At 49.3% G+C, this 24,694-nt stretch carries 27 protein-coding genes; 9 read left to right on the top strand and 18 right to left on the bottom strand.

Translation table 11 applies throughout. The annotated features are described in order from the left end of the window. Positions 1-183: 183 nt before the first annotated feature. The 9 genes from IMY23_RS04925 to IMY23_RS04885 form a co-directional block, all read right to left on the bottom strand. Complete coding sequence (locus tag IMY23_RS04925) at positions 184-738, bottom strand: hypothetical protein (RefSeq protein ID WP_192821019.1); 555 nt, start codon at positions 736-738, stop codon at positions 184-186. 713 nt (positions 739-1,451) lie between these two features. Next, on the bottom strand, positions 1,452-2,477 hold the full coding sequence (locus tag IMY23_RS04920) for a zinc-binding dehydrogenase (protein WP_192821018.1): 1,026 nt from the start codon (positions 2,475-2,477) through the stop codon (positions 1,452-1,454). 165 nt (positions 2,478-2,642) lie between these two features. Next, the gene (locus IMY23_RS04915) at positions 2,643-3,539 is read right to left on the bottom strand and encodes a metal ABC transporter permease (protein ID WP_225986412.1); all 897 of its coding nucleotides are present in this window, start codon (positions 3,537-3,539) and stop codon (positions 2,643-2,645) included. Beyond that, a complete protein-coding gene (locus IMY23_RS04910; protein WP_192821017.1) occupies positions 3,536-4,825 on the bottom strand; it encodes a metal ABC transporter permease in 1,290 nt (429 codons plus the stop codon). Before IMY23_RS04910 ends, IMY23_RS04915 begins: the two co-directional genes overlap by 4 nt. After that, positions 4,822-5,625 carry a metal ABC transporter ATP-binding protein gene (locus IMY23_RS04905; protein ID WP_192821016.1) on the bottom strand — a complete coding sequence of 268 codons (804 nt, stop codon included), beginning with the start codon at positions 5,623-5,625 and terminating at the stop codon, positions 4,822-4,824. The genes IMY23_RS04910 and IMY23_RS04905 overlap by 4 nt, the downstream gene beginning before the upstream one ends. A 154-nt stretch (positions 5,626-5,779) precedes the next feature. Further along, on the bottom strand, positions 5,780-6,694 hold the full coding sequence (locus tag IMY23_RS04900; protein WP_192821015.1) for a metal ABC transporter solute-binding protein, Zn/Mn family: 915 nt from the start codon (positions 6,692-6,694) through the stop codon (positions 5,780-5,782). A 64-nt stretch (positions 6,695-6,758) separates the two neighbouring features. Then, positions 6,759-7,418, bottom strand: a complete 660-nt coding sequence (locus tag IMY23_RS04895) for a metal-dependent transcriptional regulator (RefSeq protein ID WP_192821014.1) — start codon at positions 7,416-7,418, stop codon at positions 6,759-6,761. Positions 7,419-7,422: 4 nt separating this feature from the next. Next, positions 7,423-8,433 carry a 3-oxoacyl-ACP synthase III family protein gene (locus tag IMY23_RS04890; protein WP_192821013.1) on the bottom strand — a complete coding sequence of 337 codons (1,011 nt, stop codon included), beginning with the start codon at positions 8,431-8,433 and terminating at the stop codon, positions 7,423-7,425. 64 nt (positions 8,434-8,497) lie between these two features. Further along, on the bottom strand, positions 8,498-9,640 hold the full coding sequence (locus tag IMY23_RS04885; RefSeq protein ID WP_192821012.1) for a glycosyltransferase: 1,143 nt from the start codon (positions 9,638-9,640) through the stop codon (positions 8,498-8,500). Positions 9,641-9,685: 45 nt separating this feature from the next. On the opposite strand from IMY23_RS04885, the gene IMY23_RS04880 reads away from it, so the two are divergent. After that, a complete protein-coding gene (locus IMY23_RS04880) occupies positions 9,686-10,504 on the top strand; it encodes a 2,3,4,5-tetrahydropyridine-2,6-dicarboxylate N-succinyltransferase (RefSeq protein ID WP_192821011.1) in 819 nt (272 codons plus the stop codon). Between the two features lie 120 nt (positions 10,505-10,624). Here the strand turns inward: IMY23_RS04880 and IMY23_RS04875 are convergent, their stop codons facing one another. Continuing rightward, a complete protein-coding gene (locus IMY23_RS04875; RefSeq protein ID WP_192821010.1) occupies positions 10,625-11,512 on the bottom strand; it encodes a 3-hydroxyacyl-CoA dehydrogenase family protein in 888 nt (295 codons plus the stop codon). 235 nt (positions 11,513-11,747) lie between these two features. Here IMY23_RS04875 and IMY23_RS04870 point away from each other — a divergent pair, with 235 nt between their 5' ends. Together IMY23_RS04870 and IMY23_RS04865 are read left to right on the top strand one after the other, a co-directional pair. Next, positions 11,748-11,900, top strand: coding sequence for a lmo0937 family membrane protein (locus IMY23_RS04870; protein WP_192821009.1), 153 nt, complete (start codon positions 11,748-11,750; stop codon positions 11,898-11,900). A 50-nt stretch (positions 11,901-11,950) separates the two neighbouring features. Beyond that, positions 11,951-12,103 (top strand): lmo0937 family membrane protein, encoded by a 153-nt coding sequence (locus IMY23_RS04865; RefSeq protein ID WP_192821008.1) that lies wholly within the window; start codon positions 11,951-11,953, stop codon positions 12,101-12,103. 97 nt (positions 12,104-12,200) lie between these two features. On the opposite strand, the gene IMY23_RS04860 is transcribed toward IMY23_RS04865, so the two are convergent. Beyond that, positions 12,201-13,160: an alpha/beta hydrolase gene (locus IMY23_RS04860; RefSeq protein WP_192821007.1), complete on the bottom strand. Its 960-nt coding sequence runs from the start codon at positions 13,158-13,160 to the stop codon at positions 12,201-12,203. A 259-nt stretch (positions 13,161-13,419) separates the two neighbouring features. Then, the gene (locus IMY23_RS04855; protein ID WP_192821006.1) at positions 13,420-15,048 is read right to left on the bottom strand and encodes an ABC-F family ATP-binding cassette domain-containing protein; all 1,629 of its coding nucleotides are present in this window, start codon (positions 15,046-15,048) and stop codon (positions 13,420-13,422) included. A 305-nt stretch (positions 15,049-15,353) separates the two neighbouring features. Here IMY23_RS04855 and IMY23_RS04850 point away from each other — a divergent pair, with 305 nt between their 5' ends. Both IMY23_RS04850 and IMY23_RS04845 read left to right on the top strand, forming a co-directional pair. After that, complete coding sequence (locus IMY23_RS04850; RefSeq protein ID WP_192821005.1) at positions 15,354-15,818, top strand: DUF4199 domain-containing protein; 465 nt, start codon at positions 15,354-15,356, stop codon at positions 15,816-15,818. A 402-nt stretch (positions 15,819-16,220) separates the two neighbouring features. Continuing rightward, entirely contained in the window at positions 16,221-16,931 is a 711-nt protein-coding gene (locus IMY23_RS04845; RefSeq protein ID WP_192821004.1) for a hypothetical protein, read from the top strand. A gap of 66 nt (positions 16,932-16,997) precedes the next feature. On the opposite strand, the gene IMY23_RS04840 is transcribed toward IMY23_RS04845, so the two are convergent. Beyond that, positions 16,998-17,393 carry a hypothetical protein gene (locus IMY23_RS04840; protein ID WP_192821003.1) on the bottom strand — a complete coding sequence of 132 codons (396 nt, stop codon included), beginning with the start codon at positions 17,391-17,393 and terminating at the stop codon, positions 16,998-17,000. A gap of 129 nt (positions 17,394-17,522) precedes the next feature. Here IMY23_RS04840 and IMY23_RS04835 point away from each other — a divergent pair, with 129 nt between their 5' ends. After that, the gene (locus tag IMY23_RS04835; protein WP_192821002.1) at positions 17,523-18,338 is read left to right on the top strand and encodes a murein L,D-transpeptidase catalytic domain family protein; all 816 of its coding nucleotides are present in this window, start codon (positions 17,523-17,525) and stop codon (positions 18,336-18,338) included. Between the two features lie 87 nt (positions 18,339-18,425). On the opposite strand, the gene IMY23_RS04830 is transcribed toward IMY23_RS04835, so the two are convergent. Further along, positions 18,426-18,632 (bottom strand): hypothetical protein, encoded by a 207-nt coding sequence (locus IMY23_RS04830; protein WP_192821001.1) that lies wholly within the window; start codon positions 18,630-18,632, stop codon positions 18,426-18,428. Between the two features lie 512 nt (positions 18,633-19,144). Between IMY23_RS04830 and IMY23_RS04825 the strand changes: the two genes are divergently transcribed. After that, a complete protein-coding gene (locus IMY23_RS04825) occupies positions 19,145-20,044 on the top strand; it encodes a diacylglycerol kinase family protein (RefSeq protein ID WP_192821000.1) in 900 nt (299 codons plus the stop codon). Here IMY23_RS04825 and IMY23_RS04820 read toward each other — a convergent pair. Then, positions 20,019-21,236: a metallophosphoesterase gene (locus IMY23_RS04820; RefSeq protein WP_192820999.1), complete on the bottom strand. Its 1,218-nt coding sequence runs from the start codon at positions 21,234-21,236 to the stop codon at positions 20,019-20,021. The genes IMY23_RS04825 and IMY23_RS04820 overlap by 26 nt on opposite strands. 49 nt (positions 21,237-21,285) lie before the next feature. Beyond that, positions 21,286-21,921: an LON peptidase substrate-binding domain-containing protein gene (locus tag IMY23_RS04815; protein WP_192820998.1), complete on the bottom strand. Its 636-nt coding sequence runs from the start codon at positions 21,919-21,921 to the stop codon at positions 21,286-21,288. A gap of 105 nt (positions 21,922-22,026) precedes the next feature. Here IMY23_RS04815 and mtgA point away from each other — a divergent pair, with 105 nt between their 5' ends. Together mtgA and IMY23_RS04805 are read left to right on the top strand one after the other, a co-directional pair. Then, a complete protein-coding gene (gene mtgA, locus IMY23_RS04810; protein WP_192820997.1) occupies positions 22,027-22,764 on the top strand; it encodes a monofunctional biosynthetic peptidoglycan transglycosylase in 738 nt (245 codons plus the stop codon). A gap of 10 nt (positions 22,765-22,774) precedes the next feature. Beyond that, the gene (locus IMY23_RS04805) at positions 22,775-23,206 is read left to right on the top strand and encodes a DUF4440 domain-containing protein (protein ID WP_192820996.1); all 432 of its coding nucleotides are present in this window, start codon (positions 22,775-22,777) and stop codon (positions 23,204-23,206) included. A 21-nt stretch (positions 23,207-23,227) separates the two neighbouring features. Here IMY23_RS04805 and IMY23_RS04800 read toward each other — a convergent pair whose 3' ends face one another. After that, positions 23,228-24,346, bottom strand: coding sequence for an ATP-binding protein (locus IMY23_RS04800; RefSeq protein WP_192820995.1), 1,119 nt, complete (start codon positions 24,344-24,346; stop codon positions 23,228-23,230). A 98-nt stretch (positions 24,347-24,444) separates the two neighbouring features. Next, positions 24,445-24,645 (bottom strand): hypothetical protein, encoded by a 201-nt coding sequence (locus IMY23_RS04795; protein ID WP_192820994.1) that lies wholly within the window; start codon positions 24,643-24,645, stop codon positions 24,445-24,447. Positions 24,646-24,694: the final 49 nt, after the last annotated feature.

The raw sequence follows: 24,694 nt of genomic DNA, 5'->3' as shown, positions 1-24,694 counted from the left end.
CTAGTGAGGCTCTTTTTATGGCTGTGGAATAATATACATAAGTTTATTTATAATTACCAATAGGTTGCGTAGGTAGACATTGGTTTTTCATAAAGTAAAGCACTGAGTATTGCGTTACTACAGTGTTTTTTACGCTTTATCCTTTTGAAAGCCAGTTTTCTTCTTTGATTACGTAAGGTGATTTTACCCCTTGGGTCCATACCAAGGAACCTCTGAAACATTAATCAGAGGAACGTGGAATGTGCCTTTTTGCACTTCAAAGGTTTCTTGATTTGTGTTTTCCGACGGGCTGGTGATAGCCTGAAATTCAAAGGTGCCCGAAATGGTGGACAGCCCTAAATTTGTAATTTCCAGGTACCCATCAATTGCCAAGGCCTCCTTGGGCCCACCGTCCACGAGGTAATATATTGCACGGGAATAAGTTGGTCCCGGATTGCTTTGGGTATACCCTCTAAAATAAAATTTTCCTTTTTTTAATTGATTGTACACCAGCATGGATATATATGAGGTGCTGCCATCGGCCAATTCGCCAGGGCTAAGTGTCAGGACCAAAGTGTGCTGTTGTATTGAATTTTGGAAAAATAACCTGCCAGAGGCAAGCAAAGGGTTATAGCAAGACCAAGCCACATTGTTTACCATAGCGCTGGCATGGTAAGGCTCGGCGGGAACATCATGCTCATCTTTCTTGCATGAAAGCAAGAACAAGACATTCAGTACTATTACTAGAAATCGCTTCATGTAGGTTCCAGATTCTAATATTGTAGAAAAGTGTCGAAAACCACACAAGACCCCGGTTCTATCATAATTCCAGAGGTTCTGGAAACTATGCCAGGGGAATCATTTTTCTTTGCTTCTGCTCTATACCGCACAGGGTTTCCGCCTTCTTTATTTTTAATTTTAAATACAGCAGCCCTTATAGAAGCAGAATTGCAGGTAGGCTCTTGGCCTATAGGGCTACAGTTAGAAATCTTTATGATGTCATTGAAGGAAAGGCAGTTAATGTACTTAACCTCCGTTTCCTGATGCATACCACTTATTTCTATTCTGACATCTTGGTAATTGTTTGAGTCATAGAAGATCAAGGTGCTTTCCCTTTGGCTGGGATCTTCTTCATTACAGGCCATTGACAAAAAGGCGAGAAATACCAAAGGCCACCTTACCCTATGTAGTTGTTTCAGCCCCGAAAAATAAGATAAATACTTTAGTAACCTTGACATAAGCCGATGTAGTGTATTTGCTACGGGTCACAAAACCATATCTGGGTAAATGACACACGGTCCTTTTTTCCTATATACGGGTAGGATAAGAGGCGAATCCTTTCCGTAAAAAGAAATAGAAAATATTGTCATAACCTTTGATGCAGGGTAAAATGTATTTGAGCCGATGCCCCATTTTCGGGCTCATTTCCAGAAATGAGCCCGAAAACGGGAATTTCTCTTTCCTGGAAAACCTCAAGGATTAACCGTGACCACCACCTTGCCCATGGTCTTACCGCGCTGAAACAAATGGATAGCCTGGTGCAGTTGGTCAAAAGGAAACACATGGCCCACGTGCTGGGGCTCCAGTTGAAGATCCTGTAATTTCTGCAGAATGTGGAGCATCTTGTCGGTTTCCTCATACAGGTAGATGAGGTTAAAGCCCATCAGGGATTTATTGAGGGTGGGCAGGCGCAACGGGTCAATTTTAGGCCGCCGGAGAAACTTCCAGATCAGGCTGGGGTAATTAGGCGAGGGGCTGTGGCTGTAGAAGCTGGCGTTGCCGTACACCACCATGCGGCCAGTAGGAGCCATAGTGTCCCAGCCTTGCTGTAGAATCTTTCCGCCTATGCACTCCAGCACCAAAAGCAGTTTGCGGTGGCCTAACGTTTTCTGAAGGTTGGTTTTGAAATGGCGGTCCCGTACAATGACGGCGCCGTACTTTTCCTGGTTCAGGAGAAAATCTACTTTTTGAGCATTTCCTACCGTGCCAATGGTGAAAGCGCCCAATTGCCGACAGATGCGGTTGGCCAGAAGGCCCACCCCGCCAGCCGCGCTGTGAATCAGAACGGTCATGCCCGGTGCCAAACCACCCAGTTCCAGCAGCGCATAATACGCCGTAAGGCCCTGTACCAGAAAGCTCGCCCCTTGCTCAAAATTCCAGGTGGGTGGCAACGGAATCACGTAGCGGCTATCACTGTTCAGGTTAGTGGCATAACCCCCGAATTTGGTCACGCCCATCACCCGGTCCCCGGCCTTCAAATTGGTCACGGCTTCGCCAACCGCCAACACTGTACCTGCGTATTCCAGGCCTGGCACAAAAGAACCGGCGGGCGTGGCACTGTAAAGGCCCTGCATGGCAAACACATCGGCAAAATTCAACCCGATGGCCCTTACTTGCACACAAACTTCCTGCGGAAGCGGCGGCGGTAAATCTTCCGGTATCCGCTTTAGATTTGAAATAGAACCCGCCTTGGGCATTCGGTACACTTGCCTTTCCATGGTGGTATGCGTTGAGGTGAATTCTTTAACAGCAGTTTCCGTTTTCGGGCTCATTTCTGGAAATGAGCCCGAAAACGGAAATTGCATTTACTGTTTAGTGGATTGTAAATCACAACTCATCACAAGAGGCTTCAAAGATTTCATCCTTCCACGAGGTGCTATCTATCAGGGCGTGTTGAGCGTAGGGGAAAAGGTCTTGGTTCTTCGGGCCAGCACGCCGTGGGTGGGAGAGAAAATAAACGCCAGGGTGAATTCTAAACCAATAATAGCCGCAATGGCGCCCGCCACCGACCCATTCAGATACAGCGCCAGGTAATACCCCGCCACCGAGGCAATGATTCCCAAAACCGCCGACAACCCTAGCATGATTTTTAAATTGTCGGTGAGCAGATAAGCCGTGGCAGGAGGGCCTACCAGCAAAGCCACCACCAAAATTGCCCCCACAGACTCAAACGCCGCCACCGTGGTCAATGACACCGCACTCATCAAGAGGTAATACCAGAGCGTAGTAGAAACGCCAATGGCCGCAGCATAGGCCGGATCAAACGAGGTGAGATACAAAGGCCGGTAAAAAACAGTGACGAACAGTACAATGATCAAGAGCACGCCACCCATGAACCAGACGGTTCTGGGGCCCAGGCTTTGCCCGGTTTTGGTGATCCAGGTATCCAGGGGCACGTAGGCAATCTCGCCGTACAGTACACAGTCCTGGTCCAGGTCAACCTTACCGGCGTACACAGAAATCAGAATAATACCCAGCGCGAACAACCAGGTAAAGGTCACGCCAATGGAGGCATCGGCGGGCACGCGGGCTTTCTGGTGCAGGAACTCAATCAGAAAGGTACAGGCCACGCCCAGGGCGGCTGCGCCCAACAGCATGCTCCAGACTTCGCGGGTGCCGCTAAACAAAAAGGCCAGCACAATGCCGGGCAGCACGGCGTGCGAGATGGCATCGCCCACCATGGCCATGCGGCGCAAAATTAAAAAGCAGCCCAGCAGACTGCAGCAGACCGCCACCAGGGAGCCGGTGAGAATTATCCAGAAAGCGTCTAGGTGCATCATGGCTTGGGAATGGAGGTTTGGTGCGGGTCAGCGGTGGGGAAGTCCAGAAGTTCTTCCAGGCGCTGTTCCAGTTCTGGGGTGAGCACATGTTCAATGGATTCAGCGTCTTCATGCACATGGTCTGAGGCCACCTGCAGGTACTGCGTAAGGTACAGTTCCCAGAGACGGTGCAACCGGACCACGCGCTGCGCCTCGGCTTTGCCGGCAGGAGTGAGGGCCCAGCCGTTTTTGCTTTTGGTGACCAGTCCTTTGCGGGCCAACACGCGCAGGCCTTCTTTCATTCTTAAAAGGGGCAGTTCGCGGCGTTCCCGTATCTGTTGGTGGGTGTAGCTGTGCTGGTACTCTTGCCTGGCCTCGCCTAAATGAAAAAGCGTTTTAAGAATATTCTCCCTGAGCATCTGCCGTCGCACCCGCCGCTGCAACAACAGCCGGGCTAGCAGTCCGCGCTTAGGCGCCAGAATGAATGACAGAATGGCCAGCAAGGAAAGCAGCATTACAATCCAGGGGCCGGTGGGCATGGCCGGCGCGGTAAAGGACACAAACGCCCCGGCAGCCCCGCAAAAAGCGCTCATGCCGGCGGCCACCAGAATCATGACGCCAAGGCGGTCGGTCCAGAAACGGGCGGCAGCGGCCGGGGTAATAAGCATGGCCGACATCAACACCACGCCCACACTCTGAATGCCCACCACCACCGCCAGCACCGTGAGCGTGGTGAGCAACAGCTCCAATCGGCGCACAGGCAAGCCAATGGTACGGGCATAGGCCACATCAAAACTGATGAGCTTGAATTCTTTGTAAAGCAGCACCACGCTCAGCAATAACAGCACCGCCACCGCGCCAAACGTGATCAAATCCTGGCCCACCAAAGAAGCCGCGCTCCCGAACAGGAACTTGTCCAGCCCGCTCTGGTTTTCATTACCGGAATGCTGAATGGAAGTGAGCAACAAAATACCAATCCCGAAGAAAACGGACAGAATCAGGCCGATGGCAGTATCTTCCTTGATTCGGCTGTAGCGCGTAATCACGTCAATAAGCACCATGGAAAGCCAGCCCGTTAGAAAGGAGCCGAGCAGCAGCACCAAGGGGTTTTTCTCACCGGTGAGCATGAACGCCAGACACACGCCAGGCAATACCGCGTGGGCCACGGCATCGCCCACCAGGGCGCGTTTGCGCAGCACTGTAAAACAGCCCACCACCGCTGAACTAGCCGCCAGCAGCACGGCTCCCAGCGTGACAAAGCGCACGTTGGCATCCTGCATACTCAGAAACTCCCAGAGCGTGTTCATTTTTTGGCAGGCTTTTTCTCCCGTATGGGAAAGTTCTTTTTGTGCAGCAGCTCACTCACCTTGCTCAGTTCTGTGAGGCGGCCGCCGTAGGTGTTTTCCAGCAGTTGCGGGGTGAGGGTTTCTGCCGTGGGCCCCGAAGCCACCAGGCGCATGTTCAACAGCAACACCCAGTCAAAATAATCCTGGGCGCTTTGCAGGTCATGGTGCACCACCACCACCGTCTTGCCGTCTTCACGCATCTGACGCAAAAGCTGGATAATGGCAGTTTCAGTGGCGATGTCTACCCCGGCAAAGGGTTCATCCATCAAATACAGATCAGCGTTCTGGGCCAGGGCGCGGGCCAGAAACACCCTTTGCTGCTGCCCGCCCGACAGTTGGGAAATCTGCCGGTTGGCGAAATCCTGCATGCCCACTTTCTCTAGTGCTTCCATGGCCTGTTGTTTGTGCTTAGAAGATGGCCTGGCAAACAAACCCAGCTGGCTGTAAGTCCCCATCAACGCCACATCCAACGCCGAGGCCGGAAAATCCCAATCCACCGACTCGCGCTGCGGCACGTAGCTAACTTTTTTGCGCACCTCGTCCAATGTTTTCCCGAAGAGCTGCACGTAGCCGCTGTTCAAGGGCAACAAGCCCATAATGGCCTTAATCAAAGTCGATTTTCCCGCACCGTTAGGGCCGATGATGCCCACCAAGGCCTGCGCCGGTAGCGTGAGGTCAATGTCCCAGAGCACCGGTTTACGTTGGTAACTCACCGTCAAATCATGCACTTCCAGAACCGGGTCATTCACGTGTTGGATCATAGGACTTTAATGGCTTCGTTCGCTTACCTGGCTGTTTTATAAATTGTTAACTGTTTCCTTTTGAAGCATTGCTTGTTTCCGTTTTCGGGCTCGTTTTCAGAAATGAGCCCGAAAACGGAACTTGTTTTCAAGCTTGAAATTTCTCTCCAAAGCTTTATTTCAAGGCGGTCACCACGGTTTTCACGTTCGCTTTCACCATTCCCACATACGTTCCGGCCGGACCCGAAGGATCCCCCAGCGCGTCTGAGTAGAGCGTGCCGCCCAGTTTCACGTCATGACCTTTCTGCCGGCAGCCTTCCAGCACCGCTTCAATGGCTTTCTGTGACACGGAACTCTCCACAAACACCGCCTTGATTTTCTTCTGTACAATGTAATTCACCAACGAAGAAACATCCTGTAATCCAAACTCGGAGACCGTGGAAATGCCCTGCAAGCCCTTCACCTGCACCTGGTACGCATCGCCAAAATACCCGAAGGCGTCATGCGCGGTGATCAAGATGCGGTGGTGCGGCTGAATGGTGCTGATCTGCGCTTTGGTCCAGGTGTGGAGGCTGTCCAGTTGCTGCAGGTAACCGGCGGTGGTTTTCAGGTAATAGGTGGCGTTGGTGCTGTCATGCCGCTGCATTTTCTGGGCAACCTTGGCCACCACTTGCCGCCAGAGAGAGACATCAAACCATACGTGTGGGTCATGGCTATTCTTGTAACCTGGCAAAGACCGAAGCTTGTTTTCAGGCAATCCTTCGGCCGCGGCCCATACCACCTGCTGCCGGGACAGTTTTTCCAGCACTTCGCCCATCTTGCCTTCCAGGTGCAGGCCATTGTAGATGATGATGTCGGCTTCGCGCAGTTTCTGTAGGTCACCCAGGGCGGCTTTGTAGAGGTGCGGGTCCACGCCCGGTCCCATCAAGGCCTCTACCACGGCTTTCTCCCCGGCCACGTTGGCCACGGCGTCCTGCAGAATGCCGGTGGTTGTGACTATGTACAGCTTGCCCGCCTGCCTGGCTTTTTGGCCGGTGGTGGGGTCAGACGTACACGCTGACAAGGCGAGTAGCAGCGGTACCCAAACCATCCATTGGCGGTGGGCAAATTTCCGTTTTCGGCTCCGTTTCTGGAAATGAGGCCGAAAACGGAAGCTACGGGTGAATGACAAAAATCTTTTCCAGGACATCAGAAGAAAGAATAACAGATTTGGCTTTATCTATGCTGATCTCCAATGAATTATCATACGCTATCTTGTCTTTTACTTGCAGGTGCGAGCCAATGTGAATGCCCACTTTGTCCAGGTACTGCAGAAAGCTGGGCTGCGAATCACGCACGCGGCACACCACGCCTTCCTGGTGCAAATCAAGGTTGGCCAACGGCTTTTGCTCAATCTGCCGGAACTCGCCGTCCTCGGTGGGGATGGGGTCACCGTGCGGGTCTACGCGCGGGTGGCCCAGGAACTCGTCCAGGCGCTGCACCAGCAGTTCAGAATGCACATGCTCCATCTGCTCGGCCACGTCATGCACTTCGTCCCAGGTGAACTTGAGCTTCTGCACCAGAAAGACTTCCCAGAGGCGATGCTTCCGGATGATCTTGAGCGCCACGCGCTGTCCGGTGGGGGTGAGTTGCACGCCGTGGTATTTCACGTAATGCACCAGTTCCTTGGCGCTCAGCTTGCGCAGCATGTCACTCACCGAGGCAGGCTTAGTGTCCAAGACCTGGGCCAGGGCGTTGGTGCTCACGGCTTCGTCCCCGCTGGCCGACAGTTTGTAGATGGCTTTTATGTAATTCTCTTCGGCGGTGCTGTGCATGTGCTTACCACCTTATCAAGGCAGAAGCCCAGGTAAACCCACTGCCAAACGCCGCCAGGCAGATTAAATCGCCTTCTTTCACGCGGCCTTCCTCAAACGCCTCAGAGAAAGCAATGGGCACCGAAGCCGCCGTGGTGTTGCCGTATTTCTGGATGTTGCTGAAGATTTTGCCCTCCGGCAGTTTCATTTTCTGTTGGATGAACTGCGTGATGCGCAGGTTGGCCTGGTGCGGCACAATCAGGTCCAGGTCTTCTGGCGTGACGTTGTTCTGGTTAAGAGCTTCCATGATCACCTCCGGAAAGCGGGTCACAGCGTGCTTAAACACCGTACTGCCGTTCATGTACGGGTAGGTAGAACCATCATCAATCATTTCATGCGTAAGGCGCTGCTCCAGGTTACTGGATGGGTTGATGGCGGCCAATTCCTCGGCAAACTCGCCCTGCGCGTGCAAGTGCGTGGACAGGATTCCTTTTTCCAGGCTGTCAGAAGGCGTCAACACTGCGGCACCGGCTCCGTCCCCAAAAATCACCGACACAGAACGCCCGCGGTCATTGAACTCCAACCCCGAGGATTGAATCTCTGAACCCACCACCAGCACGTTGTTGCACATACCTGATTTGATGTACTGGTCCCCCAACGAAAGCGCATAGATAAAGCCCGAGCACTGGTTTCTGATGTCAAAGCATGGAATGTCTGAGATGCCCAGTTCGCGCTGCAGCAACACCCCGGAGCCCGGGAAGAAATAATCTGGGCTCAGCGTGGCGAACACAATCATGTCCAGGTCTTTGGCTTCCAGGCCAGCTCTCTCTAGGGCCACGCGCGCGGCGTTGGCGGCCATGTTGGCGGTTGTGTCTTTGCCAGGTTCAAAGTAGCGGCGTTCATGAATACCGGTCCGCTCCACAATCCAGGCGTCTGAGGTGTCCATGAGTTTCTCTAAATCAGCGTTTTTTATTACCTTCTCTGGTACGTAGTGGCCCAGGCCGGCAATGCGTGAATTTCTAAGTTGTTTTGTCATAGCTGCACAAATATACGAGCGTTAAAATAAAAGTTTAGGTAAGTCTAAAAATAATTGAGTTAGTTTAGGCATCAGCCAATTTTAGCATAAGGTCTTGCACGGCTTTTGTTTCCTCAGCCCAGAAAACATTCTGCGGAATTCCTTTCGAATAAAATATGGTATGCCTTAAGGCCTCCACAAAATCTTGCCCAATCGGTTTCTGGAAATCAAGGCTGAAACCGGCATTGGCTTGTTGCAATAAATTTGACCAGACGGGGTTTTCCTGCACCAGAGTTACCAGGCCGTTTCCTACATACTCAAACAGTTTGGTAGGTACGCAGGTTTTGGTGCTGGGATGCGGATGATACGGCAATAACCCAATGTGGTGGGAAAGCTGGGCGGCTAAAATCTGATCATGCGGTACCAGCTGAGCTCCGCCTACCAAGGTGATGAATGGGTGCGGCTGAATGATTTCCTTGATTTTCGCCAACAATGAGGCTTCAGCGCAATACCCTATAATGGTCAGTTGAGTAGCAGGCAGAAATTGGTGTAGTTGTACGCTAAATGAAATGGCTTCAAAAATTCCATACAAGTGAGAGATGGTACCAGAATACAGAAGCTTCAAAGGAACCTGTTCCTTCAAAAGCACCGGAGTGGCCCTGGCGGGAGATGGAAGGTGAGATGGCGGCAGGTATTTGTTTTGCAAGATGGTAAAGCGGTTCCCCAAGAAAGGAAGTTCCTGGGCATACGCGGCTTCGGCTAGGAAGAAATGCGCTGTCTCTGGTGCGGTAAATTTTTCTATGGCCCGGACCCCAGCCGCCAAAGCTTGCGCCAGCAGGGCAGGGTAGACTTGCTGGGTGCTCAGGTTGAGGTGGTAATTTTCCTGCACATCGTACACCAATCGGCAATCGTGGTGGCGGCAGTACCACCAGCCTGCCAGCAGCAGTTCATGCGTGGCCACCATTAGTATTTTCGGCTGGACCTTTTTCAGGAGCTTATAAAAACGGAATTGTGCGGTAAACCTTGCCAACGAAAGGCGGTTGAACTGGAAGATAGGGTGGAAGGTGACGCCCTTGGCCTGGGCGGCTGCAGGAACTTCACTGGCAAAGCCCGCTATATGTACCTCAAATTCAGGCAGCTGCCCCAGGCTCTGGCCCAGCTTTTCGTACAGCCGGGTGTCATTGACGGGTTTGAGCAGGGAAGCCAGCAGAATTCGTTTTCGAATCATGGATGTAATTTAATAATTTTGGCCTTTATCTTTTCATAAGACAGCATGAACAACCTAATAGAATCTATAGAAGCCGCCTGGACCGACAGAACCCTGTTGCAGCAAGCGCACACGCAGGAGGCCATCCGGGAAGTGGTGCGCCTGCTGGACCTGGGCCAGTTGCGCGTGGCAGAACCAACGGGCGGCGAGAAATGGCAAGTGAACGAGTGGGTAAAGAAAGCGGTGCTCATGTATTTCCCCATCCAGCAGATGGAAACCATTGAAGCCGGTCCGTTTGAGTTCCATGACAAGATTCCCTTGAAAAAGAACTTCGCTGCGCTGGGCGTGCGTGTGGTGCCCCAGGCGGTGGCGCGGTACGGTTCTTTCCTGGCCAAAGGCGTGATTTTGATGCCTTCTTACACCAACATTGGCGCATACGTAGACGAGGGCACCATGGTAGACACCTGGGCCACCGTGGGCTCTTGTGCGCAAGTGGGCAAGCACGTGCATTTAAGCGGCGGCGTGGGCTTAGGTGGAGTGTTGGAACCCGTGCAGGCCGCTCCGGTGATTGTGGAAGACGGGGCGTTCATTGGTTCACGTAGCATTTTGGTGGAAGGCTGCCATATTGGGAAAGAAGCCGTGATTGGCGCCAACGTCTGCATCACGGGTAGTACCAAAATCATTGACGTGACTGGCGCAGAACCCAAGGAATACAGAGGCTACGTGCCACCGCGTTCAGTAGTGATTCCGGGTTCATACACCAAGGAATTCCCGGCCGGTTCTTACCAGGTGCCCTGCGCCTTGATCATTGGCCAACGCAAGGAAAGCACTGACTTGAAAACGTCTTTAAACGATGCCTTGCGGGAAAACGAAGTAGCCGTTTAAGGGCTCCATTTTCCAAATGAAGCAAAAAACAGAAGCGCCGGTAATTTTTTACCGGCGCTTCTGTTTTTTTGAATTCCCGTTTTCGGGTTCATTTCTGAAATTGAGCCCGAAAACGGAAAATTATTTCTTAAATGAGTCTGCTACAACCAGGTCTTTGGTGCCGTGGGTGTAACTGTAAAAGCCCTGGCCAGATTTCACTCCTTTGTGACCGGCCTGTACCATGTTCACCAGCAACGGGCAAGGCGCGTATTTGGGGTTCCCGAAACCGTCATGCAGCACGCGCAAGATGGAAAGGCACACGTCTAAGCCAATAAAGTCGGCGAGCTGCAACGGACCCATGGGGTGGGCCATGCCCAGTTTCATGATGGTGTCAATCTCCTCCACGCCAGCCACGCCTTCAAACAGGGAATAGATAGCTTCGTTGATCATCGGCATCAAGATTCTATTAGCCACAAAACCAGGGTAATCATTCGCCTCTGCCGGTATTTTTCCTAGCTGCCTGGACAGGTCCAGAATCTGGTGCGTGACTTCATCTGAGGTAGAATAGCCCCTGATCACTTCCACCAGTTTCATCACCGGCACCGGGTTCATGAAGTGCATGCCTATCACTTTGTCGGGCCGGTTGGTCACCGAGGCAATCTTGGTGATGGAGATGGAGGAGGTGTTGCTGGACAGAATACAAGACGGCTTGGTGAATTCCTCCAGTTTCCGGAACAGGTCCAGTTTAATGTCCACGTTCTCGGTGGCGGCTTCAATCACCAGGTCTGCATCCTGTACGCCTTCTTTTAAATCTGTGAAGGTGCTGATGTTGCCCAGGGTCTGGGTTTTCTGGTCTTCGGTCACGGTGCCTTTGGAGACCATGCGGTCCAGGTTTTTGGAAATGGTGCCCAGCGCGCGGGTCAATGACTCCTGCGAAATATCTACTAAAGAAACTTTGAAATTATGCTGCGCGAACACGTGGGCAATGCCGTTGCCCATGGTGCCAGATCCTATTACAGTTATATTCATAGCGTTGAAATGTAGTGTGAAAGTACAAAGCTAAAACAAATCTCTGTGACCGCAACAAATGTCTGTTAGCCACTTTTCAGGCAAAGCAAAGGCCCTGGACATAATTGGATTCCCTATATTTTAATGGCTATATAAATCTTTTGAAATATTCTTGCGTACAAGCTAAAAATTCATAAACAGCGCCTTTTTTGGGAACTGTGATGGAATGAAACCTAAACCTAACACAACTAAAACTATGGGAAATTTATTGTATATCATCGCGGTAGTGCTGGTGATAATCTGGCTAATCGGATTCTTAGGATTCGGAGATCAAGTAGGTGGCATCATCCACGTGTTATTGGTAATTGCCGTGATTGCGGTATTGCTGAAACTGATCAGACGAGCGTAGCTCCTTACCTTTTGTTTCACCTGTTTTAAGAACAGCTAAAAAATAAGACTATGGGAAATTTATTGTATATCATCGCGGTAGTATTGGTGATCGTTTGGTTAATCGGTTTCTTAGGATTCGGTGACCAGGTAGGAGGCATCATTCACGTTTTATTGGTAATTGCCGTGATTGCGGTGTTGTTACGTTTGATAAGACGAGCCTAAGTTATATTGTTTTCAAGGGCGAAGTTTTCGCCTTTAAGTAGATAAAAAGAAAGGGCGCCATTTATTGGCGCCCTTTCTTTTTTAGGCTGGTAAAAGCTTATTTAACGGTAGCTATAAACCCAATGATTTCAGGCATTAATTTAGGAGCCAAGGCCAAGGCAGGTTGGTTATAGGTAGAGGCGTTGGCGGCTTTGTCTGCGGTGGTTTCTTTGAGCACATGGTTCATGCCTTCTATCACTGCCAATTTGCTTTTGGGCTGGGCTGCCTTGAGAAGTTGTGCTTCCTGCTCAGTAACCTGCAAATCCTGCGTTCCTTGTACCACCAACACCGGCACAGAAAGTTTCTTGATTTCAACTTGCGGGTCATACTGAAACCAGGAAATGATGTAGGGCTGAATGCTGGGTCTGAACAATGATGCCAACATGGGGTTCACCTCGGCCACCGGTTTCCCTTGCACCAGCTGGTCCAGAATAGGCAGGGCCATGTCGGTCACCATCTTGGGTTGGGCCTGCAATTGCTGCCGTATGACTTTATCAGCAGATTGGCCCGGACCGGCCACCGAGATAAAACCATCAGCCATTGCTTCACGGGCGGCCACCATGCCAATCAAAGAACCTTCGCTGTGGCCTAACACTATGACTTTGCTGAAGCGCTTATCAGTTTTCAATTTCTGGAGCCAGGCAGTGGCGTCTTTCACGTAGTGGTCAAACCTAAGGTCCTGCTCCGGAATGGCAGCCTCCTTGCTTTCAGCAATCCCACGTTTATCATAGCGCAGCGTGGCCACGCCCTGGGCATAGAGTGCTTCGGCTACCAGCTTCAAGCTGTTGTTTTTCATGATGGGATTGTTCCCGTCACGGTCGGTGGGGCCAGAGCCGGAAATCAACAGCACCACTTTTACAGGTTTGGAAGAAGCCGGAAGTAGCAAAGTGCCTTTGAGTGTGCCGTTGGCCGTGGTAAGTTCCAGCGAAGTGCCCACAGATTCTGCCACACTCTGCGCGTATATGTTGGGAAGATTCAGGAAAAATAAAGCAAGCAAAGAAAGCAGATAATTTTTCATATGGGAATGTGTTGCTTCAGTAAAGTTAGCAGGTTAGGCCAGGTGCGCAAAAGAGAATCCTGTTTTCGGGCTCATTTCTGAAAATGAAGCCAAAAACGGAAATGGTTTATTTCCTTGTGAAAGCAGTAAAAAGCAAGGGAAGATGAACCAACTCCTAAATAACTAATCAAAAAGAAAAGGCGCTACGTTGGTAGCGCCCTTTCTTTTAAATTCTGTTTTCGGGCTCATTTCTGAAAATGAGCCCGAAAACGCAAAAGCCTTAGGCCATTGATTTCTCTTTGTACATTTTGGCCCGAAGTTCTTTGATGCTCTCATCTGTGAGGTATTCATCATAGCTCATGCGCTTGTCAATGATGCCGTTGGGCGTGAGTTCAATGATGCGGTTGGCAATGGTGTCCACGAATTGCAAGTCATGGGAACTGAACAGGAGGGACCCTTGGAAATCTTTTAGCCCGTTGTTCAAGGCCGTGATGGATTCCAGGTCAAGGTGGTTGGTAGGTTCGTCCAGCACCAGCATGTTGCCGCTCTGCAGCATCATGCGAGATAGCATACAACGCACTTTCTCGCCACCAGACAACACGCTCGCTTTCTTCAAAGATTCCTCGCCGGAGAACAACATGCGCCCCAGGAAACCTCTGATAAAACTCTCGTCTTTCTCCACAGAGAACTGTCTTAGCCAATCTACCAGGTTGTCATCGGTATGGAAGAACTCAGCGTTGTCTTTGGGGAAATAGGCGGTGCTGATGGTGGTGCCCCACTTGAATTCACCTTTGTCCTGCTTCGCCTCACCCATGATGATCTTGAAGAACGTGGTGGCCGCCAGGTCATTCCGGCTGATCACCGCAATCTTGTCGCTCTTGTCCACCATGAAAGAAACGTTCTTGAACAACGTTTCGCCTTCATGGCTCATAGCCAGTTCATCCACCTGCAGCAACTGGTTTCCGGCCTCACGTTCTTGCTTGAACTGAATATAAGGGTACCGGCGGCTTGACGGTTTGATGTCTTCCAGGGTCAGTTTCTCCAGCAATTTGGCGCGGGAAGTAGCTTGCTTAGATTTAGACGCGTTGGCGCTGAAACGGGCAATAAAGGCCTGCAGTTCCTTGCGCTTGTCATCGGTTTTCTTGTTGGCGTCGGTGCGCTGCTTAGAAGCCAGTTGGCTGGACTCATACCAGAACGAGTAGTTACCGGCGTACAGTTGAATCTTGCTGTAGTCAATGTCGGCCACGTGCGTACACACGGCATCCAGAAAGTGGCGGTCGTGGGAAACCACAATCACAGTGTTCTGGAAATTATCAAGGAAGTTCTCCAGCCACATGATAGACTCGGCGTCCAGGTGGTTGGTAGGTTCATCCAGCAGCAGAATATCTGGGTTACCGAACAAGGCCTGCGCCAGCAACACACGTATTTTCTCGTTCCCGCCCAGGTCCTTCATTAAGGTGTAGTGCATGTCAGGCTGAATGCCCAGACCACTCAATAATTCTCCGGCTTCGTATTCGGCATTCCAGCCTTCCATGTCGGCAAATTCGGCTTCCAGCTCAGAGGCGCGCATGCCGTCATCCTCGCTGAAATCTTCCTTTGCGTAGATGGCGTCTTTTTCGGTCATGATCTCATACAGCCGCTTGTGGCCCATGATCACCGTCTGGAGCACCGGAAACTCATCATACTCATAATGGTTCTGCTTGAGCACCGCCATACGGGCTTTGGCCGGAATGTCTACCGTGCCGGTATTGGGGTCAATTTCCCCCGAAAGGATTTTCAGGAAAGTGGACTTGCCGGCACCGTTGGCCCCAATGAGGCCGTAACAGTTGCCCGGCGAAAACTTAATGGTGACGTCTTCAAACAAGGTGCGCTTGCCGTATCTAAGGCTTACGTTACTGGTGCTGATCATGCTCTGCTGTTGTATCTGAAATGATAGGAAAAGGCAAAGTTACCAAAAGAAAAGGAAAGGCCCCCACGCGGGCGGCAATCAATAGGCAACTAAACCTACTTACAGACAATCAAACGCTTAAATCAGTTCAGCGGCGCGGCCATACACTTGCCGGGCAGAAAATTGGCGGCTGGAATTTAAAAAATCGGGTTTGGGCACAACACCAGACCGCCTATCTAAGTATATGATAAATCATATCTAGTATATGACACAGAAAGCCAGGGCGCTTTCAACCGTACCAAACTAAAAACAAAATAAAACTAACCATGGAACAACGTAGGACAACGGTACAGAAAACTGGTACCTATTACGGAATAATGACGGGCATTGCAGCAATTGTCTATATGGTCATCATCAAGCTCCTGGGCTTGATTGAAAACGTATCGCTCCATTTTGTGACCGGTATTATTCTGGTCATAGGGGTTGTGATGGCCATTAAAAGCCATAAACAAAAAAAAGACGGCAACCTCAATTACCTGGAAGGGATAGGCGTTGGCTTTGTAGTGGGCCTGGTGGCAGCTATTTTGTTTACGATCTTCCAACTTTTGGCAGACTCAGTGTTCAATCTGGCCATGAGTTATCCTTATATGGCAGATGATGCTTACGGCGAAGGCGGTTCTATTGGCTTGATGGCTATCTTGTGGATCCTGTTCGGGTCAGTGATTGGAACCTTCGTGGGTTATTTGGCCATGCAGTTCTTTAAACGCCCAGATCATAAGATGAGTAATTAACCTCCTAAAAAACCATATTAAGGAAACCTGGCCAAGCGGCCAGGTTTTTTTATGCTATCAGAAAAAAGTTGAAAACCACAATCAATATATAAATATTGGTATATGCATAATGCTTTTAAGTGCAACTGTAATTTAAGTATAATACAATATTATCCTATTCTTAAAAAGTTGATTTAGTGTTTGAATTATATGTTAATGGTTTAATTAGGTAATTAACTTGGAAAAGTAATAAAATTGAAATTTTAATATATAGTTATTTAATATATTGTTCAATATAACAGTTAGGTGTAGTGAAATAAGAAAATATTAAAATTCCTATAACCTTGATTTTGGAGAAGCGTTAAAGGATATATAAATCGGATTTAGCATTACTTGTTAATAACCTTTAAGCGTCAAAACAACATGAAAAAGTTTTTCTTATCTGCCTTAATGCTGGGAGCTTTTTATACTGCCCAGGCACAAACCAATCTTACCGGAACCGCTGCAGCTTCTAGAACTGTACTCTCCATGAGTGCTACTGAGCTGAGCCGCCAGATGTACAATGACCTGGAGTTGAATGAAGGACAGTATGTAAAGATCAAATCCTTAAACCAGGCTCGCCTGGATAGATTCAACGAGATAGAGCGGATGAATTCCAATGACATTCAAATGCGTGACGCCAAGCTGGCCGAAGTCAATACGCAAATGGATGAGGAATTCGCCCAGATTCTAACCCCTAAGCAATTCACGGCTTATCTGGAGCTTGATGGTAGAGGAACTTCTACTGCCGCGCCGGCTTCAAACAATACTACCACTATGCCTACTTCTTCAATGGATACCACGGCCACCGCTCCTAAGAAAAGCGAGTCTGAGGTGAAAATGAAGGATGACAAAATCAAACTGGAGACTGAAACCGAGAAGGTGAAGATTGAAGAAGACAAGATGAAAATGGAGTCTTCTTACGGCGAGATGAAAATTAAAAAAGACGGTACGGAGAAATTGAAAACCGATAACGTGAAATACAAGTCAAGCCCTTCAGAAACTAAAATCAAAACCCCCAACGGGAAGACCAAAGTTGAGGCCGACAAAGTGAAGACCAAAACTGAAACGTCAAAGAAAAAGACCAAAAACTAAGACTTGACGCTTGCCCAGAAAGCCGTTCTCCTGCAAGGGAGATCGGCTTTCTACTTTTATAGCATATTAGTTGGTGGTAAGGTTGGCCTCGCGCACATTGCCCAACGCATCAAACCTAACCGCCAGGGTGGTAGCAGGTGTGTTCTTATCTGAAAGTTGGCATTTGGGCCCTGGGGTAAGATAATACACGTATATTTTTTGGCTTCTTTCCAGCAGTTCCTCCGCGTCTGGTTTACCAAATAACTTGCGTATCTTGGTTTCTTTCTGGCCCGGCAACTGTAGCCTAATGTTTTCCAGGTCTTTTTGCAATGTTGCCCGCTGCCCTTTGCAACCGCTTAAATCATTCTTCCAGGTGCCGGAGTCAAAAGTAATGTCGTCTTGGCCTGAGGAACAGGAAACCGCTGTAAATGCTGTTAGTAAAAGTGCCCAGATAGGCGTGCGCAACCTCGTATTTCGTACCATTTTGAGTTTTAAATATTGTATGACCACCAAACCAGTTAATTTTGCAAATAACTGACTTAAATTGGTCACCATGGAACAAAAGTAACACGTATAAGGGTTATTACTGCGAAGCTGGTAAAGAATTAAGATATGAATAGAATAATTTTAAGCCTATCGTTTTTAACTGTCCTTTCGGTAGCCGCACCGGCTACCAGTAACCCGGCCGCTTATTTGCCCCAAAATTCCTCCTCTATAGAACTTGCTGATTTAAACCTTGCCACTAATGGCGTTCCTGGCAAAGTAAAACCCTTTGAGGATTTCCTGGAAGATATTTATGACGAAGCAGATTTAAGACAAGCCGGTCTTGACTATGATGTGTTTCAGCGCGCCGCCACTGGGTTTTATAACCTGAAAGGGCAAGGGAAAGTAAAAAAAGATGTGCTCACCGTCATTGACTTCAGCAAATCAAGCAAGAAGAAGAGACTTTGGGTAATTGACGTAGACAAAAGAAAGGTGTTGTTCCATAGCCTGGTTGCCCACGGGCAAGGGTCTGGTGATGACAAAGCAGTGAAGTTTTCTAACATAGTGAACTCCCACATGAGCAGCGTGGGCTTTTATGTAACCCAGAACACCTACCATGGCAAGCACGGTCTTTCTTTGAAGTTGAATGGTTTAGACCCTAACTTCAACTCAAGAGCCAATGAAAGAGCAATTGTAGTACACGGCGCTGACTATGTAAGTGAGTCCTTTATCAAACAGCACGGTAGATTAGGCCGCAGCCATGGTTGCCCGGCGTTGCCTAAAGAGCTGAACGAGAAAGTGATCAGCTTGATCAAGAACGGTTCTTTGCTGTACATTGACGCTCCGGTTGCCAATTACCAATCTGCTTACCTGAATGCTGACAAGGCCATTAAGAGCTTTGAGGCCGAGATTATTGCCAAACAAGCTCAGATTTTATCTAGATAATACTACCGCTGCTAGCGGTGATCATAAAAAAGAGGCCAGCCCTAATTTGGGCTGGCCTCTTTTTTATATATAGTCTTAAAAAATGACCTACGCCTGGTCCCGCGTGGCTTTCACCAGACTTATTCCCGTAAACAGGAATATGAGACCAACTACAAACGGCACCGCTGAAGAGAATTGGTTCATGGACACATTCCCTACAGAGTCACCGCCTGCCAAGAAAGCATAAGCTCCCCAGATAATGCCTACAATCCCTAGGATTGTTAAAATCGCACCGAATGTTCTTTTCAGGTTCATAGTTTTAGGTTTTAGCTGTAAAGTAAACGGGCTTCTGCACGTTTGGGTATCTTACGTATGTACAATCAAAAAGATATAGCTGTGGTTCTATGTTTGGGGGAGAAGAATCTGAATAACCTATTGCGTAAGCGTAACTAAGCATATGCAGTAGCCGTTCTTGGTGTACCTCTTGCGTGAAATACGGTAAAAGGTAAAACTGTTTTAGGCTTGGTCAAAATTAATAAATTGCAACTATTCACTTTTGGTCAAGGCAACATTTATCAATAGGCTTCTGTTTCTTTAAGGTGTAAAGTTTACCCCTAAGGGCTGGCCAAGGGCATTCACTTTTATGACCTTAGCAGAATGAAGAATACTCACTTAATGTCGCATACGCGGTAATCAAAATACTGAGGTAGGTGGGAAGGGATTAAATAACCTGTGCCTACTTGCAACTTGTTAACAGTTTTCTGTTTTCGGGCTCATTTCTGGAAATGAGCCCGAAAACAGAAAACAGAACCAGCGTTTTTCAACTTATGACCAAAATATTATTCGTCATCAATCCCATTGCCGGAGACATAGACAAAGAGGAACTGGTAGAAGATGTGCAGGCTTTCTGTCGGCAGCATCAATTCACTGCAGAGTTTTATAAAACCTCCGGCGAGCAGGATGAGAAACACTTGAAAGAAAAAATCACAGCCTTTTCACCAGGCATAGTTGCCGCCATTGGCGGTGACGGTACGGTGAGCCTGGCAGCCAAACTTTTAATAAACTCCTCCATTGCTTTGGCCATCATCCCGCAGGGGTCTGGAAACGGGCTTTCTAAAGATTTGGGCATTCCGCAGGATTTTGATGAATCGCTTTTCTTGCTCAAACAGCATTGGGTGCAACAAATAGACACGCTGCTGGTGAACAAGCAATTGTCCATTCATCTTTGTGACATGGGGTTCAATGCTTTGGTGGTAAAGCGCTTCTGTGAAGGAGATACCCGTGGGCCCGGAGCGTACGCCTGGATTGCCATGCAGGAATACATAGCCTATGAACCTAAAAAATACACGGTTAAATCAGGCGGAAAGGTTTTGTTTGACGGCGAGGCCTTCATGATCACGGTGACCAACGCCAAGGCCTTCGGGAGCAACATGGTCATCAACCCCAATTTTGTGATTGACGATGGGCTTTTCGAAATCTGTATTCTGGAGCCTTTCCCTAAAACCTCTAGCCTGGCACTATTATACCGCATGTATACCGATAGCATTGATGAATCTGTGTACACCCACCGGTTCAGTGTGCGCGAGGCTACCATCACCAATCATGACGGGGAAATGACCCAGATAGACGGGGAGCCGCTGGAACTTCCCAAGGAATTGAAATTCAATGTTCAGCCCAAAAGCTTAAAGGTGCTGCTGCCAATTATTGAGGAAGAATCTGAGGAGTAGTTTCCATCTTGTGCAGGCATTTCCTGAAAACTAATTCACTTCCTTCACCTTGTGGGTTTGGTTCAAGCACCCGCAGCCAGATTGTGCCGTCCTGGTAATGGTCCAGTACTAAAAAGCCTTTGTTTTCATGGGAGAACGTTGCTTTGCCGCCTTTGGCCACAAAACTGGTCTTGCTCCCCGATCCGCTGACTGCATAGTGGTTTCCTTTCACCTGAAAATACTGTAGGTTGTGGTCATGCCCTGCCACGTAGAAAACAGGGGAGTGGCGGTGAAGAATCTTCAAAAGCTTCTTCCTGAACCGTTTGAACGGCGGAAAAGACATGTCTTCATGGGCGCCCACGTATTGCCTATACAAGCGGTACATGGTACCCACCAACGGCAACGGTACCAGCGCCCGCTTATGCACAAACGTTAAGGGGAAAAGGTGCTGCTTCACGGTGAACTTGCCGCCGTGCAGGGCATTGCTGTACAGGGGGTGGTGGCCTGCCAATACTATAAACCGGTGCTTATTGGCCTCCAGTAGTTTCTCAAAAGCCTCAAAAAATTCTGACGAAGACGCGTAGTCACAGCCAAATTGAGGCCCCAGCGGCTTAAAGCCCCTTTGCACCCACCATTGCGTATTAATGATCACCAACAGAACCTGTTCGTTGATTTCCCAGGTGACCGGCCCCAGACAACCGCCCTGCGGCAGATACGCCAGTGGGTCATTTAAATGCTGGGTGATGATTTCCTGCTGCCGGAGCATGTAGGTAAACCCATTGCGGCGGCCCTTGTTCCAGTCATGGTTGCCGCCTAGATAAATGACCTTGCCCTGGTAGCTTTTAAACAGTTCAAATTGGTATTGCAGGCGTTCCATGGCACGGGCATGGTGGCGGTGGCCTTCGGGCGGCACGCCCACTGGGTAAATGTTATCGCCTAAAAAAATAAGGGTGCTTTGGTCGCCGGCTTCTTGCTGCCACGCACGTATGCTTTTCAGCACAGGGTCCTTCTCCAAAGGTCCGGCATTGCCAATATCACCCACTAAAGCAATAGAATGCCTTCTTTGTGATGCTGGCGGAGGTAGTACCGTGCGCCACCCAATGTCTGACAACCCGTAGAAAGGTTTTTTCCTGAATTTGCGTTCCTGGAGATAGGCCCAAACCATCCAACTCAAAAACGCCAGGAAAAAGAAAAACACAAGTTGGTAGAGCATGGCAATGGAAAATCCCGCTGGGTTTGTACTCTCTTACCTTTGAACAACCCTAAAAGTTATGTGGCGGCAGGCTTTTAAAATGACCATTGAGCTTTACCCGTTCTTTCAGGCGTTCCGTCTCCAGCACCACCGGTAAAATCTGGGTAAGGTGGGCATGAATCTGGGCCATGCGCTCAGACTCCTTCAGGCACTGAAGCAGTTTGTATTCCTGGTCAATGGAAAAGCCCAGATGGTGCGCCACATCATACGACTTAAAATTGGGTGGCAGGTTGAGCATCAGGTTTTTGATACCGAGGGCTTTGTACAATTGCAGCAGCAGCTCTGTAACCTGGGCACGCATGGTGACATCCTCGTCCTCAAATAAGTGCAAATCTTCCACTTCGCCACCGGCGTACAAGCGGCCCGGCATCTGTTTGTGAAATTCCTTAAGTTTAAAAATGCCCAACCCTTTGGTCTTAATGTCCATTTCGCCGCCGCTATAGGTGTTTTCCACGGAAATCAGTTTTATCTCAGTGCCGTATTCACCAATCCCATGGTCCAGCACAACCGGAATGCCGAAGGTGGTGCCATTTGCTTGGCACTCCGTAATTAGTTGCTTGTAGCGGGGCTCAAAAATATGCAGGTTCAGTTTCTCACCAGGGAACACCACCAAATTGAGAGGGAAGAGCGGCAGAAATCTACTCATAGAATTAGTGAAAAGTACAAGGCGCTAATGTAAGAACGATTCCAGAAGCTGCCACTATTTCTTTAGATTTGTAGCCCAGCCCAGGTAACCCTAAATTCCGCAGCCATGGCCCTAACCCAGACAAGTTTTTCATTTACATGGCGAGACGCCAGGGTCCTGTTCGGGAAACTGTGTTTGGTCTTGTTTCTTTGTTCGCTGCTTTGGGTGGTCACGTATAGGTGGGTAGATCCGCCCGTAACCTTGCATATGCTTTCCAAGCGCTCAGAGCCGTCGCCCAATGACCAGCAAGTAAAAGAGATAGATTTCACCTTTGTGGAATTAGAAGACATGTCGGCGCAGTTGCCTTTGGCCGCCATTGCTGCCGAGGACCAGTTGTTTTTGTCGCATAGCGGGTTTGATTTCAAAGCCATGAAAATGGCCTTTGACAAGAACATGTCAGGTAAACGCAAGACCGTGGTTGGCGGCAGTACCATCAGCCAACAAGTGGCCAAAAACGTGTTTCTTTGGCACGGCCGAAGTTACCTGAGGAAGGGAGTGGAGATGTATTTCACGTTTCTGATTGAGCTGTTGTGGGGCAAAGAACGCATCATGGAAGTGTACCTCAACATAGCCGAAATGGGCGACCATGTGTTTGGTGTGCACGCGGCGAGCCAGAAATATTTCAACACTACCCCAGACAAAATTGGCAGGCAACAAGCGGCTTTGCTGGCGGCTGTGTTGCCTAACCCCATACGGTACAAAGTCTCCAAACCCACAGGCTACGTCCTGCGCCGCAGAAGAGCCATTGTCCGGAACATGGGCCGGTTAGGCGGCACCGAGTACATTAAAGGTTGGATGTTGTAATCTCTACGCTATGCGCTATCTACCAGTATTTTTTTTCATCTTGATGGTGGGCTGCAGCCCTAAAATTCCGCAGAGCGGCCCGGCCAAGAAGGAGATCCAGGCCATCATGGATTTTCAAAGCCAAGCCTGGAACCGGGGCGATTTACCGGCTTTCATGGAGCCCTATTGGCAATCTGATTCTCTGGTATTCATCGGTAAAAGCGGCCCAACTTACGGCTGGACTAAGACCTTGCAGAACTATCAGAAAAGTTACCCGTCCGCAGAAGCCATGGGAAAACTAACGTTCACCCTGCTCCAGGTAAATCCCATAGCGCCCGATATTCTGTTTGTGGTGGGCAAATGGCACCTGGCCCGCAGCATGGGCAACCTGGAAGGGCATTTCTCTTTACTGTTCAGAAAAATTGATGGTCAATGGAAAATAGTGGCTGACCATTCCAGTTAAGGGAAGAATATTTCGCTTCCCTTACTTTTGCTCCGGCACTATGGGCAGGTAGACTTTGAACACAGAGCCTTCTCCCACTTCAGAGGTTAAGGTGATTTTGCCGCCGGCGTGCTCCACAATGCGCTTGACCAAGTACAACCCAATGCCGGTGCCTTCCACGTCTGTGAACTCCCGCGCGAACTGGTGAAAAATGAGATCCTGGTTTTCTGCGTTAATGCCGCGGCCATTGTCTTTGAATGAAATGACCACGTAATCATTCACTTTGTAATTGTTGATATGTATGGTGGGCACACGGTCTGGGTGCTGGTACTTAATGGCGTTGCTTAATAGGTTATAGGCAATGCTTCGCAGGTTTTTGCGGGAGAAAATAATTTCTTGCACCTGCAGGTCATACGTGATCTCAGCGCATTTCTCATTGATTTTCTCTTTGAGGGTAAGCTCCACTTCGTTAAAAATCTCCTCAAAATTTACGGGTTTGGCATTCTTGCCCACGCTATCCTCCAGACGGGTGATTTCTGTGAGGTCCTGAATAATGCCGCGCATGGTTTGCAGGGCTATATGCAAATGGCGGCTCACTTCTTTCTGCTCCTGTACGTCAGGCAATGCCTTCTCTTGCGGGTTTTCGCCCAAGTCAATAAAATAGGTAACCAGCCCTTCCACGTTGTTGAGCGGCGCCAGCAAATCATGGGTCACGGCATAGATAAAGGTCTCATGGGAGGCATTCAGTTTCTCCAGCTCGCGCAGGTTTTTCATGCGGCCCGTGATGTCCACAAACGTGATGATCACGCCGTTGGCCCGTTTCTCTTTGGGCACCAGGTACGGAATGATGTTCATTTGAAACCAGTTGCCGTCTGTGGTCTGAATTTCCTTTTCCATCATTTCTTCTGAGTCTATCACGTCTTTGATGTTCTCAATAATGGTGGAGTACTGAATGTTGTCCACCAGATCCACCATGGGCCTGCCAATGTGGTCTGGCGTAAACCGGAACTGCTTCATGGCAGGGGGCGTGAATTTCCGGAGGATGAGGTTGGCGTCTACAAACAACTGCGGAATAAGGGTGTTCCGGAAATAGTTTTCAAGCTCATCATTCAGCTTAATAAGTTCTTTGATCTGTTCTTTTTGATTAGGTTGGTCAGGCATGGTGGGCACGGGGTACTAAAAAAGGCGAAGGGTAGGAGGTAATAAAAAAAAATTTCCGTTTTCGGGCTCATTTCCAGAAATGAGCCCGAAAACGGAAATCACTCGGTTTCAGGCAAAGGAAGTTCTAAGGTGATTTTTTCTTTTAATTTAAGGCAGAGTTCCGGGCAAAGGACATCCATGGGGTCCTGGGAATCTGAGGTGAGCGGTACCGGGTCAATACCCAGTTCCTGAAAAATAAAGGCGGGCGTGTGGCCAGACTGACAAAGGCGCATGGCCTGCAAGAATTTTTCGTTTGTCATGGGGTCATAAAAGTTGTGCTAGGTACGTTGCCTGTCTTTCGCAAAAAAG

Source organism: Rufibacter sp. LB8 (genome assembly GCF_014876185.1).
GTDB lineage: Bacteria > Bacteroidota > Bacteroidia > Cytophagales > Hymenobacteraceae > Nibribacter.
This window is presented reverse-complemented; position numbering and strand designations above follow the sequence as displayed.